At 56.1% G+C, this 13,404-nt stretch carries 15 protein-coding genes; 11 read left to right on the plus strand and 4 right to left on the minus strand.

The window, feature by feature from the left end; translation table 11 throughout:
• The first annotated feature begins 96 nt into the window (after positions 1 to 96).
• The 5 genes from dnaK (at position 97) to AC5S16_RS16670 (ending at position 4,204) form a co-directional block, all read left to right on the plus strand.
• Positions 97 to 2,022 (plus strand): molecular chaperone DnaK, encoded by a 1,926-nt coding sequence (dnaK, locus tag AC5S16_RS16650; protein WP_493931224.1) that lies wholly within the window; start codon positions 97 to 99, stop codon positions 2,020 to 2,022.
• Positions 2,023 to 2,120: 98 nt separating this feature from the next.
• A complete protein-coding gene (locus AC5S16_RS16655) occupies positions 2,121 to 2,291 on the plus strand; it encodes a hypothetical protein (RefSeq protein ID WP_493931225.1) in 171 nt (56 codons plus the stop codon).
• A 475-nt stretch (positions 2,292 to 2,766) separates the two neighbouring features.
• Positions 2,767 to 3,045: a type II toxin-antitoxin system RelE/ParE family toxin gene (locus tag AC5S16_RS16660; protein ID WP_493931226.1), complete on the plus strand. Its 279-nt coding sequence runs from the start codon at positions 2,767 to 2,769 to the stop codon at positions 3,043 to 3,045.
• A 10-nt stretch (positions 3,046 to 3,055) separates the two neighbouring features.
• Positions 3,056 to 3,400 (plus strand): HigA family addiction module antitoxin, encoded by a 345-nt coding sequence (locus tag AC5S16_RS16665; protein WP_493931227.1) that lies wholly within the window; start codon positions 3,056 to 3,058, stop codon positions 3,398 to 3,400.
• Between the two features lie 6 nt (positions 3,401 to 3,406).
• Positions 3,407 to 4,204: an Fpg/Nei family DNA glycosylase gene (locus AC5S16_RS16670; RefSeq protein ID WP_493931228.1), complete on the plus strand. Its 798-nt coding sequence runs from the start codon at positions 3,407 to 3,409 to the stop codon at positions 4,202 to 4,204.
• A gap of 33 nt (positions 4,205 to 4,237) precedes the next feature.
• Here AC5S16_RS16670 and AC5S16_RS16675 read toward each other — a convergent pair whose 3' ends face one another.
• Positions 4,238 to 5,146: a haloalkane dehalogenase gene (locus AC5S16_RS16675; protein ID WP_493931229.1), complete on the minus strand. Its 909-nt coding sequence runs from the start codon at positions 5,144 to 5,146 to the stop codon at positions 4,238 to 4,240.
• Positions 5,143 to 5,730: a TetR/AcrR family transcriptional regulator gene (locus tag AC5S16_RS16680; RefSeq protein WP_493931230.1), complete on the minus strand. Its 588-nt coding sequence runs from the start codon at positions 5,728 to 5,730 to the stop codon at positions 5,143 to 5,145. The genes AC5S16_RS16675 and AC5S16_RS16680 overlap by 4 nt, the downstream gene beginning before the upstream one ends.
• A 152-nt stretch (positions 5,731 to 5,882) precedes the next feature.
• Here AC5S16_RS16680 and AC5S16_RS16685 point away from each other — a divergent pair, with 152 nt between their 5' ends.
• The 5 genes from AC5S16_RS16685 (at position 5,883) to AC5S16_RS16705 (ending at position 11,178) form a co-directional block, all read left to right on the plus strand.
• Positions 5,883 to 7,055 (plus strand): PP2C family protein-serine/threonine phosphatase, encoded by a 1,173-nt coding sequence (locus AC5S16_RS16685; RefSeq protein WP_493931231.1) that lies wholly within the window; start codon positions 5,883 to 5,885, stop codon positions 7,053 to 7,055.
• A gap of 86 nt (positions 7,056 to 7,141) precedes the next feature.
• Positions 7,142 to 8,230 (plus strand): aldo/keto reductase, encoded by a 1,089-nt coding sequence (locus tag AC5S16_RS16690; RefSeq protein WP_493931232.1) that lies wholly within the window; start codon positions 7,142 to 7,144, stop codon positions 8,228 to 8,230.
• Positions 8,231 to 8,431: 201 nt separating this feature from the next.
• On the plus strand, positions 8,432 to 8,995 hold the full coding sequence (locus AC5S16_RS16695) for a TetR/AcrR family transcriptional regulator (RefSeq protein WP_493931233.1): 564 nt from the start codon (positions 8,432 to 8,434) through the stop codon (positions 8,993 to 8,995).
• A gap of 38 nt (positions 8,996 to 9,033) precedes the next feature.
• Positions 9,034 to 10,068, plus strand: a complete 1,035-nt coding sequence (locus AC5S16_RS16700) for an SDR family oxidoreductase (protein ID WP_493931234.1) — start codon at positions 9,034 to 9,036, stop codon at positions 10,066 to 10,068.
• 87 nt (positions 10,069 to 10,155) lie between these two features.
• Positions 10,156 to 11,178, plus strand: a complete 1,023-nt coding sequence (locus AC5S16_RS16705; protein ID WP_493931235.1) for an LLM class flavin-dependent oxidoreductase — start codon at positions 10,156 to 10,158, stop codon at positions 11,176 to 11,178.
• 50 nt (positions 11,179 to 11,228) lie between these two features.
• Here AC5S16_RS16705 and AC5S16_RS16710 read toward each other — a convergent pair whose 3' ends face one another.
• The gene (locus AC5S16_RS16710) at positions 11,229 to 11,861 is read right to left on the minus strand and encodes a TetR/AcrR family transcriptional regulator (RefSeq protein ID WP_493931236.1); all 633 of its coding nucleotides are present in this window, start codon (positions 11,859 to 11,861) and stop codon (positions 11,229 to 11,231) included.
• 96 nt (positions 11,862 to 11,957) lie between these two features.
• On the opposite strand from AC5S16_RS16710, the gene AC5S16_RS16715 reads away from it, so the two are divergent.
• Entirely contained in the window at positions 11,958 to 12,662 is a 705-nt protein-coding gene (locus tag AC5S16_RS16715; protein ID WP_493931237.1) for a hypothetical protein, read from the plus strand.
• 60 nt (positions 12,663 to 12,722) lie between these two features.
• On the opposite strand, the gene AC5S16_RS16720 is transcribed toward AC5S16_RS16715, so the two are convergent.
• A complete protein-coding gene (locus AC5S16_RS16720) occupies positions 12,723 to 13,355 on the minus strand; it encodes a TetR/AcrR family transcriptional regulator (protein WP_493931238.1) in 633 nt (210 codons plus the stop codon).
• Positions 13,356 to 13,404 lie beyond the last annotated feature (49 nt).

Below are 13,404 nucleotides of genomic sequence, written 5' to 3' on the forward strand. Positions count from 1 at the left end.
TGAGAATTATTGCATCAGATAAGTTGACAATAAATGACTCAAGTGCGAAGCTGAGTCTATATACTCAAGCCAGCATAGGCAGTGGGGCACAATTTTATGGCAAAAATTATTGGAATTGACCTGGGCACGACGAACTCCGTCGTTGCCGTCATGGAAGGCGGCGAGCCGAAGGTGATCGCCAACGAAGAGGGAGGGCGTACTACGCCTTCCGTTGTGGGTTTCACCAAGAGCGGCGAGCGCCTGGTGGGGCAGGTGGCGAAGCGCCAGGCTATCACCAACCCTGAGAACACCGTTTACTCCATCAAGCGCTTCATGGGGCGCCGTTACAACGAAGTCAACGACGAAATGAAGATGGTTCCCTACAAAGTCGTCCAGCAGGGTGATCACGTGGCCGTCGAGGCGCAGGGTAAGCTGTACACCCCGCCTGAGATTTCGGCGATGATCCTGCAGAAGCTGAAGAAGGCAGCAGAAGACTACCTCGGCACTTCGGTGTCCGAAGCCGTCATCACCGTTCCTGCGTACTTTAACGACGCGCAGCGCCAGGCAACAAAAGATGCTGGCCGCATTGCTGGCCTCGACGTAAAGCGCATCGTGAACGAGCCGACAGCTGCAGCTCTGGCCTATGGACTCGACAAGAAGAAAGACGAGACCATCGCTGTCTATGACTTCGGCGGCGGTACTTTTGATATCTCGATCCTCGAAGTCGGCGAAGGCGTCATCGAGGTAAAGTCGACCAACGGCGACACCCACCTGGGCGGTGACAACATCGACCAGAAAATCGTTGACTGGTTGATCGACGAGTTCAAGAAGGACGAAGGCCTCGACCTGCGCTCGAAGGGCAACGAGATGGCCCTGCAGCGTCTGAAGGATTCCGCAGAGCGCGCCAAGATCGAGCTTTCGACCGCACTTGAAACCGAAATCAACCTGCCCTTCATCACGGCAGACGCAAGCGGCCCGAAGCACCTGGTCAAGAAGCTGACGCGCGCCAAGCTCGAGCAGCTGGTCGAAGACATTATCCAGCGCTCGATTGAGCCGTGCAAAAAGGCAATGTCTGATGCAGGCGTCGATGCAAGCAAGATCGACGAAGTCGTCCTCGTCGGCGGACAGACGCGCATGCCGCGCATCCAGGCGCTGGTGAAGGAGCTCTTCGGCAAAGAGCCGCACAAGGGCGTAAATCCTGACGAAGTAGTTGCTATTGGCGCTGCAGTGCAGGCAGGCGTGCTCTCGGGCGAAGTGAAAGACCTTCTGCTGCTCGATGTAACTCCGCTGACGCTCTCGATTGAGACGCTGGGCGGCGTAGCGACCCCGATGATTCCGCGCAACACCACCATTCCGACGAAGAAGACGGAAACCTTCTCGACGGCTGCCGATTCACAGACCGAAGTCGAAGTGCACGTGCTGCAGGGCGAGCGCCCGATGGCGGCGCAGAACCGCACGCTGGGCAAGTTCAAGCTGAGCGGCATTCCTCCGGCTCCGCGCGGCGTTCCGCAGATCGAGGTGACGTTCGATATCGATGCCAACGGCATCCTGAACGTGACCGCGAAGGACAACGCCACGGGCAAGGACCAGAAGATCACCATCACGTCGTCTTCGGGTCTGAGCAAAGAGGAAATCGAGCGCATGGCGAAGGAAGCCGAGTCGCACTCGTCCGAGGACAAGGCGAAGCGCGAAGAAATTGAAGCGCGCAACGGTCTCGACAATCTGGTCTACAACATCGAGAAGATGCTCAAGGAGAGCGGCGACAAGGTTTCCGGCAGCGACAAGAGCGATGTTGAGTCGGCACTGGCCGAGGCCAAGAAGACGCTCGAAGGCACGCCTTCGGTGAGCGATCTGAACGGAGCTCGGGAGAAACTGACCGCGGCTTCGCACAAGCTGGCCGAAGCCATGTACAAGGCCAACTCCGCAGGCGCAACAGCCGACGCTCCAACCGATGGAGCACAGGCCGCCGCAGGGGCAACGGAAGAGAAGAAAGACGAAGGCGTCATCGACGCGGAATATGTGGACGTTGACGATAAAAAATAACAGGCGTTGAAGCTCGATAGCAAGAAAAGGGGCGCGCTCAAACGAAACGTTGACGCGCCCCTCGTGTTTATAGAAGTAGAGACTGGAGTACTTGAACTATGACTGACACCCTTTGGAAATGCGAACAGTTGCGGGCAGGACAGGTGTATACCACTCTGGTGTTCGACACGCGCGAAGAAGCAGAAAAATTCAAGGCGCAGATGGATCGAGTAGCCCCGGACATGTTCTGCAGAATCGAAGCCATCCCAGCAAAAATGATCTGGAACTAAGCCCCCATCCCTAATCTTTCTCTCTTCCCCGGGTCGTCATTCTGACGACCAACGGGAGGAAGAATCCATGCGAAGCAAATGATGCCATTAAAGTGGGCATTTTTCAGGCAATACTCTATTCCAGAAAACTTTGGTGCCGTGGCAAGTCGATATAGATGAATTCTTTTCTGGCTAAGAATGACAGCGTACTTCATCATGACTCCATGAAACGAGGCTGGGTCGACATCCTGGTAGGTCGAGCGGGTACGCTTTATACCGGGGTCACAAGCAATCTCGACAATCGGATCCTTGAGCATCGAAAAGGCATTAAGTCAGGTTTCGCATCCAGGTACGATTGCCATCGGCTCCCCTGGCCGTCATTCTGACGACTAACAGGAGGAAGAATCCATACAATGAAACCTCAGCAATGCATGTCAGGCTACTCCCCGTTGTTTTCTTGCTATTCTGTTTAACGTTAAACGTGCTACGCTAAAGCGTGATTCGGTCATTTGCTGATGAAGAAACCAGGCAGCTTTATCTCACTGGTCGCAGCAGGAAATTTGGCAATGTAGCGCGCGTAGCAGTGCGAAAAATTCAAGTTGTTGACTTTGCAAGAAAGCTTGAAGACCTGAGAAATCCACCTGGCAATCATCTGGAAAAACTGCACGGAGACCGTGAAGGACTGTACAGTGTTCGTGTGAACGATCAATACCGGGTATGTTTTCGATGGGAAGATGGAGATGCCTGGGATGTGGAAGTAGTGGATTACCACTAAGGAGAGATCAATGGCGATTCAGCGCAACCCTTTTGACTACGGCGTCCCCATTCATCCTGGAGAATTTCTGCGTGAAGATTTCATGAAGCCGCTGGGCCTTTCTGCAAACGCACTTTCCCTTGCTCTGCGGGTTCCTGTTACGCGGATTTCGGAGATTGTTCGTGAAAAGCGCGGCATTACCACCGATACAGCCCTGCGCTTGAGTCAATATTTTGGAACGACGCCGGATTTCTGGTTGAACATGCAGAAGTCCTATGAGTTGAGTATCGCCAAAAGCCTGTTGAAGCGTATTCGTGCTGAAGTAAGGCCAGCTCCGCGCGATCCCAAAACCGGCGAATTGAAACGGACCGCCTGATACCCAATGCCCGAAGGAAACGAAATCCACCGCTTCGCCCAGCACCATGCTGCGGCCTTCGCCGGCAAGCGCGTGCGCGTGGATTCTCCCAACGGCGGCTTCCCCGATGCAGACATTCTCAATCAACGTAAACTGATCGGCGTAGAAGCAGTCGGCAAGCACCTCGGCTACAACTTCGGACGCGACCTGGTTCTCCACATTCACCTCGGTATGTATGGAGATTTCCGCGAAGGCAAAATGCCTCTTCCTGAAGTGAAGGGCGCGCTTCGTCTGCGAATCTACACAAAGATTGACTGGATAGAGCTGCGCGGCGGCACCGATACCTCCATCTTCTCGCACGCCAAATGGGAGTCGCTGCTGAAGCGCCTCGGCCCCGATCCGCTTCATCCCGGCGCCGATCCTGCTCCGGCCTTCGAAAAAATCCTGAAGCGCAACACTCCCATCGGTGCTCTGCTGATGGACCAGTCCATCTTTTCCGGTATAGGCAATATCTATCGCGCCGAGCTTCTCTATCGCGCACGCATCCATCCGTGGCGTCCTGGAAAAAACGTGAGCCTAGCAGAGTTGAAAGCCATCTGGAAGGACGCAAAGAAGCTTCTCGGCGAAGGTGTAAAGAACACGCGCTACGTGACGACCCGATCCAAAGACCGTCCCCACAAAAACCACAAGCCGGTGCCCGAAGAAGAGCTGCACTATGTCTACCGCCGCCACGGCAAGCCATGCTTCGTTTGCGGCACAAAGATTGAGCGCGAAGAGATGGCCGGACGCACAGTCTACTGGTGTCCGAACTGCCAGAAGAGCTAGGCATTCCGGACACCCGTATGCCTGCTCGGATAGCTACAACGCCAGCTTCTGTCTCGGACTCGACTCAATCCCCAATTCAACCAGCCACTCTTTAATGTTCGAGCCGATCACGTCAGGATGGTCTTCCTGCAGATAGTGCAGTCCGGAGCTGAGCTCAATCACTCTGCAATTTTTGAGTCCCTGTGCAAAGCTCTCAGCAAACGCCGGCGATATCAGCGCACCCGGATTCCCCACAAACAACAGCTTCGGATAAGACGACTCAGCCAGAGCGCGATGCGCCTCTTCGATCGTTGCATACACATCCGCCGGCTCGCCCGCAATCGGCAGCTCATTCGGAAACCGCCACGTAGGCCGCCGCGACCCAGCAGTGGGGAAGGGAGCTCGATAAACAGCCATCTCCTCATCCGTCAGTTTCCGCACAGTCGCCGCGGGAAGCACGCCATCCACAAATGCGTTGCCCTCGAGAATCATCTCCTCGCCCACACCCGGCGTCCTGAATTTCTGGAAGGTCTCGATCTGGTCCGGATGAAAGTCATTCCACGTAGGCATCGGCCGGATGAACTCCATGAAGGCCAGCCCGTGAATGAACTCCGGCCTGCGTGCCGCCAGATGAAAGGCCAGTCCTGATCCCCAGTCCTGTGCAATCACAAATGCTGACGTGATACCGGCCTGCTCTAGAAACGCATCGAGATACCGCACATGATCGGTAAAGCGATACTCAATATCAGGTTTGCCCGACTGGCCGAACCCAATCAGATCGGGCGCGATGCAGTGCGCTACCGGAGAAACCAGCGGAAGAATCTTCCGCCATATATACGACGAGGTCGGGTTCCCGTGCAGAAAAAGCGCTACCGGAGCATCGCTGTTTCCCGCTTCCCGGTAAGCCATCGTGGAATCCAGAACACTGACTTGCGGCAATCGAACATCTGAGAGGACGGTCATTTCATCTCCTTGAATACGGTTTGAAAGGCTATCGTCTTGAAGCGTTCGAGCGCAGCCGGCCCGCGCTCAACCTTCATGCGGAGAATGGCGCCCTCCCAGGAAGAGAGGAGAAATTCAGCAAGATCCACTGGATCAAAAGTCGAATCAATTTCGCCGATAGCCTGGGCTTCGGCAATGCACTCGGCAAACGGAGCTCTCCACTCCGCAAAGATCGCCTCCAGCCTCTGCCTCAGCAGCCTGCTCTGCGAAACAGTCTCAAGACTGAAATCGCCAATCAGGCAGCCGCGCTTCCATTGGTCGTCTTTAAGCACGCCGCTGATAATGTCCAGATACCGCATCAGCCGCTGTCGCGGAGGCAACGACTTGTCCTCCAATGCCTTTTTGACATGCTGCTTGGTGCCTGCAAAATAGCGGTCGAGCACCTCTCGGGCAAACTTCTCCTTCGATCGGAAGTGATTCGTAAACGATCCATGCGGAGCACCGGCCGCTTTGCAAATATCGCGCACCGTGGCTCCCTGGTACCCGGCCTGAAACATCACCTTGAGGCCGGCTTTGAGAATGTCTTCGCGAAGGGAGGGCTTCATGAGAATTACAATACGCTCGTACGTATTGAATCGTCAATGCTCATATCCAGGCGCAGGCCTTCGAAAAAGATAGGGACGCCGGGCCTTTTGGACAGCTCCCACCATTTCCAGAAACAAGCTTCTCTGTGCAAGATGGCAGTAGACTAATTCCCATGGCAACGCCAGATATTCGGCAACAGCAGGTGGCAGGCAAAACGCCATTCAAACAGCAGGTCGAGCAATTCTGGCGCAGAGTTACCGAAGGGATGGAGCTGAGCCAGCTCTGGTCCCAGTTCCGAAGAGACGCCCATTCCAGCTATCAGCTGTATTCCCAGGAAGTCGATGCCACACGGTCAGAAGGAATCCCGCACACCACTCATTTTTTTCGCGTGGCGAGCCAGTTCTTCTGGGCAATTATTGAAAAGCTGACGCCTGCCCGCCGTGTCTTACTGCTTGTCGCATTAGTGCTGATCATCATTCCCGGAGGCGAATGGACCTGGACCACCAGGACGCACGAAGTGAAGATCTTTGCTTTCGATTTTCATTTCTATGGCGGACTGCTCATGTTCGCACTGCTCATTCTGGAAGTTGCGGACCGGGTCGTCATGAAGCGGGACCTTCAGATCGCAAAAGAGATTCAAGCCTGGCTCCTTCCCTCAGAGCCGCCCCATATACCGGGCCTGGAGATCGCATTCGCCACGCTTCCAGCCAACACCGTGGCCGGAGACTACTACGACGTTTTTGCGCGTCAGCCTGATGGCTCAGAAAATCCCACGTTCCTTTTCGCTGTCGCCGATGTCGCCGGCAAGAGCGTTCCGGCAGCCATGCTTATGGCAACCTTCCAGGCAAGCCTGAAAACTCTCAGCAGCACGCCCTGTTCTTTAACTGAGCTGGCCGCGCGAATGAATCGTTACGCCTGCAGCAATAGTCAGAAGGGGCGCCGGTTCACCACCGGATTCATCGCAGAATATGAAGCCGCATCGCGCCGTCTGACATACATTAATGCCGGACATAATAATCCGATACTGCGCCGCAAATCAGGCTCAATCGAAAGACTGGAAGCAGGAGGCATGCCCTTCGGCATCATGGAGACCGCACTTTATCAATCGGGCGAGCTCACTCTCGAAGAAGGCGACTGGCTGGCGATTTTTACCGATGGAGTAATCGAGGCGGAAAATACTTTGCAGCAGGAGTATGGAGAAGTACGTTTCATCACCATGTTGCATTCAGGCGTCATGCTGGCCCCGTCCATGCTGTTAAACAGCATTCTTGCCGATCTGGATCGGTTCGTCGGAAATGCGCCTCAGCACGACGATGTCACGTGCGTTCTTGTGCGCGTGAATTGATGCTCAAAGTTCACTCAATTCAAATCAACAATGCCTGAAGCGGATGCATGGCCGGAAGACTCCAATCATCAAAGGAGAGAATATCCATGCCATTGAACTCGTACGTGACCCTGGGCCGCTCCGGTCTTCGCGTTAGTCCTTTCTGCCTTGGAGCCATGACCTTTGGAGAAGACCTCGGTGGGGGCTTCGGCGCGAGTGTTGCGGATTCCGAAGCGATCCTCGCGCACTATCTGGAACAGGGCGGGAACTTCATCGATACAGCGAATGTCTACACCGGTGGACACTCCGAAAAGATCATCGGCGACTTTTTTCAGCAGGGATTGGGCAAGCGTGACCGTGTAGTGATCGCGACTAAGTTCTTCTGTAACCTCTTCGCCGGAGATCCGAACGGAGGCGGCGGAGGAAGAAAGGCAATCGTTGCGCAGTGCGAGGAGTCGCTGCGACGCCTGCAGACCGACTACATCGATCTCTACTATCTCCACAACTGGGACCGCTTCACTCCTATTGAGGAGACAATGAGCGCGCTGGACGATCTCGTCAGATCCGGCAAGGTGCGTTACATCGGCATCTCCGATGCTCCGGCGTGGAAGGTTGCACAGGCGCAGGTGACAGCTCACTTCCGCGGCTGGAATCCTCTCATTGCGCTGCAGATCGAGTATTCGTTGATGGAGCGGACAGTCGAAGGAGAGCTGGTTCCCATGGCAGAAGAGCTCGGCCTCGGCGTCTTGCCCTGGGGCCCGTTGAAGGGCGGTGCTCTATCGGGCAAATACACGCGAGCTAATGGTGCAAAGATGCAGGGACTGCGAGGTACGCGGATCGGCGGCCTGACAGAAAAGCAGTACGACATTATCGATGCGGTCGCAAAGGTTGCTGCAGAGTGCAACACCACTTCTTCTTCCGTGGCGCTTGCCTGGCTCAAATCCCAATCGGGTGTGCGCTCTACAATCATCGGCGCCCGCACGATGGAACAACTTGACGCAAACCTTAAGGCGCTCGATCTCACACTCACGCCCGAGCAGATTGCATCCCTCAACGAAGTATCCAAACCAGTGCTCAACTTTCCTGCCGATTTCCTTACGCATTCACCCTCCTACAGCCATGCAGGAGCGACGGTCAATGGCGTTCCAAGCCAACTGACATTCCTGGTTCCCAAAGACGACAGTACCCGGTGGTAATGATCTGGTATAAGGCGATGCACCCGGCTGGATAAACAAGAGCAGGCCTGGTGCATCGCCAGGATTACCTGGAGGTGGTGCCGCCATCCACTGGCAGGTCGATGCCAGTGATGAAGCTGCTCTCGTCGAAAATCAGAAATAGGCTGCCGACCCGTGGCCGGGCTTTTGATGCGGAGAACATCAGCATGGAAGAATACGAGCATGGTCCCGAAATCGAAGCCATCCAAACGCGACGCGATTCTCGACGCAATGCTGGATATCGTTGTCGAGCGCGGGTTTCATGACGCGCCCATGTCTTTGATCGCCCAGCGCTCCGGAGCCAGTGCCGGGGTTATCTATCACTATTTTTCCAGTAAAGAAGAGATCATACAGGCCCTCTACGAGCGTATTCGCTCCCTCAAGAGTGAGGCCTTTCTTGCCGATTTCGATCCTGATCGCGATCCCGGCCAGGTCTTCGTTCAGGTATTCATCAGTGTGTACGCCTTCTACCGCAAACATCAGCGGGAGATGCGTTTTTATGAGCAATATAAGCATGCCGGCTTCACGTGTACCCCCGAACATGTGTCCGCAGATAAGCGGGCAATCGCCTTTGCTAAGCGCTTCTCCAGCGCATCGCATGGTGGTGTGTTGAAAGACTGGCCTGACGATGTGCTTGAGGAGATGACCATTGGCCTTGTCATGCGACTGGCCAGCCAGCCGAAAAAACTCAGCTCGCCTCTGTTGCATGAGATTGCCGAAAGTGCCTGGGAGATAGTGAAAGGCTAAATTAGAATGAACGTTCGGTCTAAGTATATACTCTTTGCATGAGTGAAGACCTTGTTCTCGTCACCGGTGGCTCTGGTTTTGTCGGAATTTATTGCATCGATCAACTTCTCCGCGCCGGATATCGTGTGCGTACGACCGTGCGATCGCTCCAGCGGGAAGGGGATGTTCGCGCCATGTTGAAAAATGCTGGCACGCCACGTCAGGAAGCGCTCACTTTCGTTGCTGCTGATCTCATGCAGGATGCGGCTTGGCCTGAGGCTGTTGCCGGATGCCGCTATGTCCAACACGTCGCATCGCCTTTTCCATCGTCCAGGCCGAAACATGAGGACGAACTCATTCTGCCTGCCCGCGAAGGGACGTTGCGTGTCCTGCGGGCTGCCCGTGAAGCCGGAGTTGAACGGGTAGTCCTCACCTCTTCCTTTGCTGCGATCGGCTATGGACATCCGCCGCAGACAGCTCCCTTCGACGAAACCGCATGGACCAATGTCAACGACCCTGACGTGAGCGCCTACGGCAAGTCCAAGACGCTGGCTGAACGCGCCGCATGGGAGTTCATCAGTCGCGAAGGCGGTAACCTCGAGCTCTCCGTAGTCAATCCGGTCGGCATCTTCGGGCCGGCTCTCGGACCTGACTTCTCAACCTCCATCTACCTCATTCAGCAGCTCCTGAATGGAGTGACGCCGTTCTGTCCGCGCATAATCTTTGGCGTCGTCGATGTCCGGGATGTAGCCGACTTGCATCTTCGGGCAATGACCAGCCCGCTTGCCAGGGGAGAGAGGTTCCTGGCTGTCGCTGGCGAGGTTGTCTCGCTCCTTGATGTTGCACTGGTTTTGAAAAAACACCTAGGTGCTGCTGCCCGCCATGCTCCCACTCGCGAGATGCCTGACTGGCTCGTGCGAGCATTCGCCATTTTTGTTCCAGACCTGAGACAGATCCTGCCCGAGCTTGGCAAGAAGAAGTACGTATCGAACGAAAAGGCCAAACGCATCCTGGGATGGACACCTCGGTCCAACGAAGAAGCCACCCTCACTGCAGGCGAAAGCCTCGTCCGTCTCGGTTTACTGAAGAAGTAGCCGCCTGTTTTCTGGATTGGCAAGACGCGACTGGTTCTCCCAGGAGATCCAATACAACTCTGAACCGGAACAGTAGACTGATCCTGCATGAAGAAAATCGGCTTTCTCTCATTCGGTCATTGGACACCTTCCCCGCAGTCACAAACGCAGTCGGCGGCGGATACGCTCCTGCAGTCCATCGATCTTGCCGTCGAGGCCGAGCGCCTGGGCATGGACGGAGCCTACTTCCGTGTGCATCACTTCGCGCGGCAACTGGCATCACCGTTTCCGCTTCTTGCGGCGGTCGGTGCCAGGACGCAAAAGATCGAAATCGGCACCGCAGTCATCGACATGCGGTATGAGAACCCTCACTATATGGCAGAGGACGCCGGCGCTGCGGATCTCATCGCCGGCGGTCGCCTGCAGTTGGGAATCAGCCGCGGTTCGCCCGAGCAGGTGATCGATGGCTGGCGCTATTTTGGTTATCGCCCGGCGGAAGGCGAGACGGATGCGGTCATGGGCCGGCGGCACGCCAAAGAATTTCTCGAGCTGCTGAACGGCAAGGGTTTTGCTCAGCCGAATCCGCGTCCGATGTTTTCCAATCCCCCAGGGCTGCTGCGTCTCGAGCCGTACTCTGAAGGATTGCGCGATCGTATCTGGTGGGGAGCAGGTTCCAATGCAACAGCCGTCTGGGCAGCAAAACTCGGAATGAACCTGCAGTCCTCGACCCTCAAAGACGACGAGACCGGCGAGCCATTCCACATCCAGCAGGCCGCTCAGATTCGCGCCTATCGCGCAGCCTGGAAGGAGGCTGGCCACGCTCGCACTCCGCGCACTTCCGTCAGCCGCAGCATCTTCCCGCTGATCGACGACCGTGATCGTGCTTATTTCGGACGAGGAGGCGAGGAAGAAGACAAGATCGGTTTCATTGATGCATCCACGCGGGCAATCTTCGGCCGTGGCTATGCTGCTGAGCCGGGTCCCCTCATCGAGCAGCTTAAGAAAGACGAAGCAATCGCAGAGGCCGATACTTTACTGCTGACCGTCCCGAACCAGCTGGGCGTTGCCTACAATGCGCATGTTATGGAAGCAATTCTGACTACGGTTGCCCCGGCTCTCGGCTGGCGCTAAGTTGCAAACGCATTCGAAGATCGAATCGATGATGAAGAATGCGGTCTTGTTCACTCCGGTGAAATGGCAAACAGCATTCGCGCCATATCAAGGACAATGCTGACGGCCCGCTCCTCATCTGGTAGGTTTTCCACAATTGCATCGAAGAACTCGAAGGATGTGAGCGCGGTCAGTGCGGCCGCTCGCTCCTGGATTCTTTCTGGAGCATCCTTGCCCGCACTGATCTGTCTGGCAATCCTCAGCGCCGCCGTAAACCTTCGATGATTGCGCGCCTGGATCACTGCCTCAAACTCGGGATCAATGGCGCCAATTCCGTGAATGCGCCGGATAAGGAGACGATTGCTGGCCCAGAATCGGCAGAAGACCTCCACGTATCCCTGAAGCATGGCCTCCGGTGAAGGCTGCGTCATGACTTCCCGCATTCTTTCCATGCCTCCATCCAGTGCAATTACGTCGAACAGTGCTTCCAGAACGGCCGATTTGGTTCCAAAGAGGTTGTGGATGGTCTGTCGCGTGACTCCACTATCCGCAGCCAGCGATCCCATCGTCATCCGCCGATAGCCTCTCGACTCGAGTTGCTCTCTCGCAACTCGCAAAACGGCAGCGCGGGTCTGGTCCATCGATTCCAGTCGCTTACCAAGTTCGTAGGGGCGCCTGGGACCGCTGGTGCTGTTTGTGGCCATGAAGAAAGATTACGTCCATAATTTTATTTGACAATATGTAAATCTAATATTTAGCTTGTCCTTAATAGCCATGATCGCGGCGGAAAGGATCCACGCATGAATGTCCCTTCTTCAGCGCCCGTCCACAAAGGTCCCCATCCTGGAATGCTGGCGGTTCTCTACACTTTTTTCTTTTGCCTGGGTTTGTACCCTGTGACTGCTATGTACAAGCAGCCCTATTGGCCCGGCCCATGGGAGCCCGCTTCGGTAATCATCCCCTACTTCCAGAACTACGGCGGGCGCGTCCTTTTCTGCATCGTGCTGCAGTTCAGCGCCATGGTCTGTCTGGGAATCTTCACCGCTGCGGTAGTGAGCCGGCTGCATTTTCTTGGCGCGCGGGCAGCTGGAACTTACATCGCCTTGCTCGGTGGTTTTCTCGTGGTCGCCGATGCCTTTGCCGGGAGCATGGCGATGTGGACGATGCTGCACCCCGACGTCCTCCACGAGCCCAATCTTGTGCTGGCGCTCTATTATCTGGGCTACGGTCTCGGCGGCCCCGGCTTTTCGGTACCGATGGGCCTGCTGATGGCCGGCGTTTCCGTGACCGCGGCATTCATGCGCCTGCTTCCTAAATGGGTCATCGTCCTCGGCCTGGTCCTGGCCGCGGCCGGCGAGATCAGCTGGCTGCATCTCGCCTTTCCCCGGCTCCTGTTTCTGATTCCGCTCGTCCGTTTTCCAGGATTTATATGGTTGATTGCGGTTGGATTTCTTCTTCCGAAAACACGTGGAGCGTCTGTCCGGAATTCCCTTTCAGCAGCGTGATGATGGTCCGGCAAGCAGCCTCGCTCGCCGGTCGCGACATCTTTGCTGAAGTCCAGTCGTTTACTTCACCAGCAGCTTCTCAAATATGTAGTACAGGAAGTCTTTTAGCGGGGCATCGCTCTTGTCTGCCTGAGAGCGGAGCAAGGCTCCTTCCCAGCAATTGAGAATGAAGCCGGCGAGTGCCTCGGGCCTGGTGGACTCTGGCAGGTCGCCTTTCTCCACGGCTTCGCGCAGCGCCTCGGTGATGGAAGTCTGCCAGTGCGTGAAGCTGGAGCTGAGACAGCCTTGCAGAAGCGGGCTCGTGCCGGCGACCTCTAGGCTGAGGCTGCCGATCAGGCAGCCTGGGATAGGCGCCGACTGCCCGGCCATTCGGATCAGGTCTTCGAAGTAGCGCCGCAGCCGCTTGAGCGGCGCTTGCCGTGTGTTGCCGAGTACCTCCCGGCAGTGCTCCCCTGCGAGTGCCAGGTAGCGTTCGAGCACCGTGGCGGTGAACTCCTCCTTGCTGCCGAAGTGGTGATAGAACGAGCCCTTGGGCACACCAGCCGTCTGCAGAATCTCCTGCAAACCGGTAGCGCCGTAGCCGTGCCTGCGCATCAGCTCGAGGCCTACCTCGACAAGGTGATCGCGCGTCGACAGTGGTGCTGACCTCGTGTCGAGCCCGGCCTTCGGGGTGAGATCTGCTTTCAATGGCATGACACAGTTCGCTTTCTGGTGAGAGAAATGCGCGGCCCCCGCGCACTTG

It is taken from the genome of Acidobacterium sp. FHG110202_01 (assembly GCF_059115305.1).

What these genes read in the sequence shown, in the direction of transcription:
- dnaK (WP_493931224.1), top strand. Translation starts at nt 97, where the DNA reads ATGGCAAAAATTATTGGAATTGACCTGGGCACGACGAACTCCGTCGTT.
- AC5S16_RS16655 (WP_493931225.1), top strand. Translation starts at nt 2,121, where the DNA reads ATGACTGACACCCTTTGGAAATGCGAACAGTTGCGGGCAGGACAGGTG.
- AC5S16_RS16665 (WP_493931227.1), top strand. Translation starts at nt 3,056, where the DNA reads ATGGCGATTCAGCGCAACCCTTTTGACTACGGCGTCCCCATTCATCCT.
- AC5S16_RS16670 (WP_493931228.1), top strand. Translation starts at nt 3,407, where the DNA reads ATGCCCGAAGGAAACGAAATCCACCGCTTCGCCCAGCACCATGCTGCG.
- AC5S16_RS16675 (WP_493931229.1), bottom strand. Translation starts at nt 5,146, where the DNA reads ATGACCGTCCTCTCAGATGTTCGATTGCCGCAAGTCAGTGTTCTGGAT.
- AC5S16_RS16680 (WP_493931230.1), bottom strand. Translation starts at nt 5,730, where the DNA reads ATGAAGCCCTCCCTTCGCGAAGACATTCTCAAAGCCGGCCTCAAGGTG.
- AC5S16_RS16685 (WP_493931231.1), top strand. Translation starts at nt 5,883, where the DNA reads ATGGCAACGCCAGATATTCGGCAACAGCAGGTGGCAGGCAAAACGCCA.
- AC5S16_RS16690 (WP_493931232.1), top strand. Translation starts at nt 7,142, where the DNA reads ATGCCATTGAACTCGTACGTGACCCTGGGCCGCTCCGGTCTTCGCGTT.
- AC5S16_RS16695 (WP_493931233.1), top strand. Translation starts at nt 8,432, where the DNA reads ATGGTCCCGAAATCGAAGCCATCCAAACGCGACGCGATTCTCGACGCA.
- AC5S16_RS16700 (WP_493931234.1), top strand. Translation starts at nt 9,034, where the DNA reads ATGAGTGAAGACCTTGTTCTCGTCACCGGTGGCTCTGGTTTTGTCGGA.
- AC5S16_RS16705 (WP_493931235.1), top strand. Translation starts at nt 10,156, where the DNA reads ATGAAGAAAATCGGCTTTCTCTCATTCGGTCATTGGACACCTTCCCCG.
- AC5S16_RS16710 (WP_493931236.1), bottom strand. Translation starts at nt 11,861, where the DNA reads ATGGCCACAAACAGCACCAGCGGTCCCAGGCGCCCCTACGAACTTGGT.
- AC5S16_RS16715 (WP_493931237.1), top strand. Translation starts at nt 11,958, where the DNA reads ATGAATGTCCCTTCTTCAGCGCCCGTCCACAAAGGTCCCCATCCTGGA.
- AC5S16_RS16720 (WP_493931238.1), bottom strand. Translation starts at nt 13,355, where the DNA reads ATGCCATTGAAAGCAGATCTCACCCCGAAGGCCGGGCTCGACACGAGG.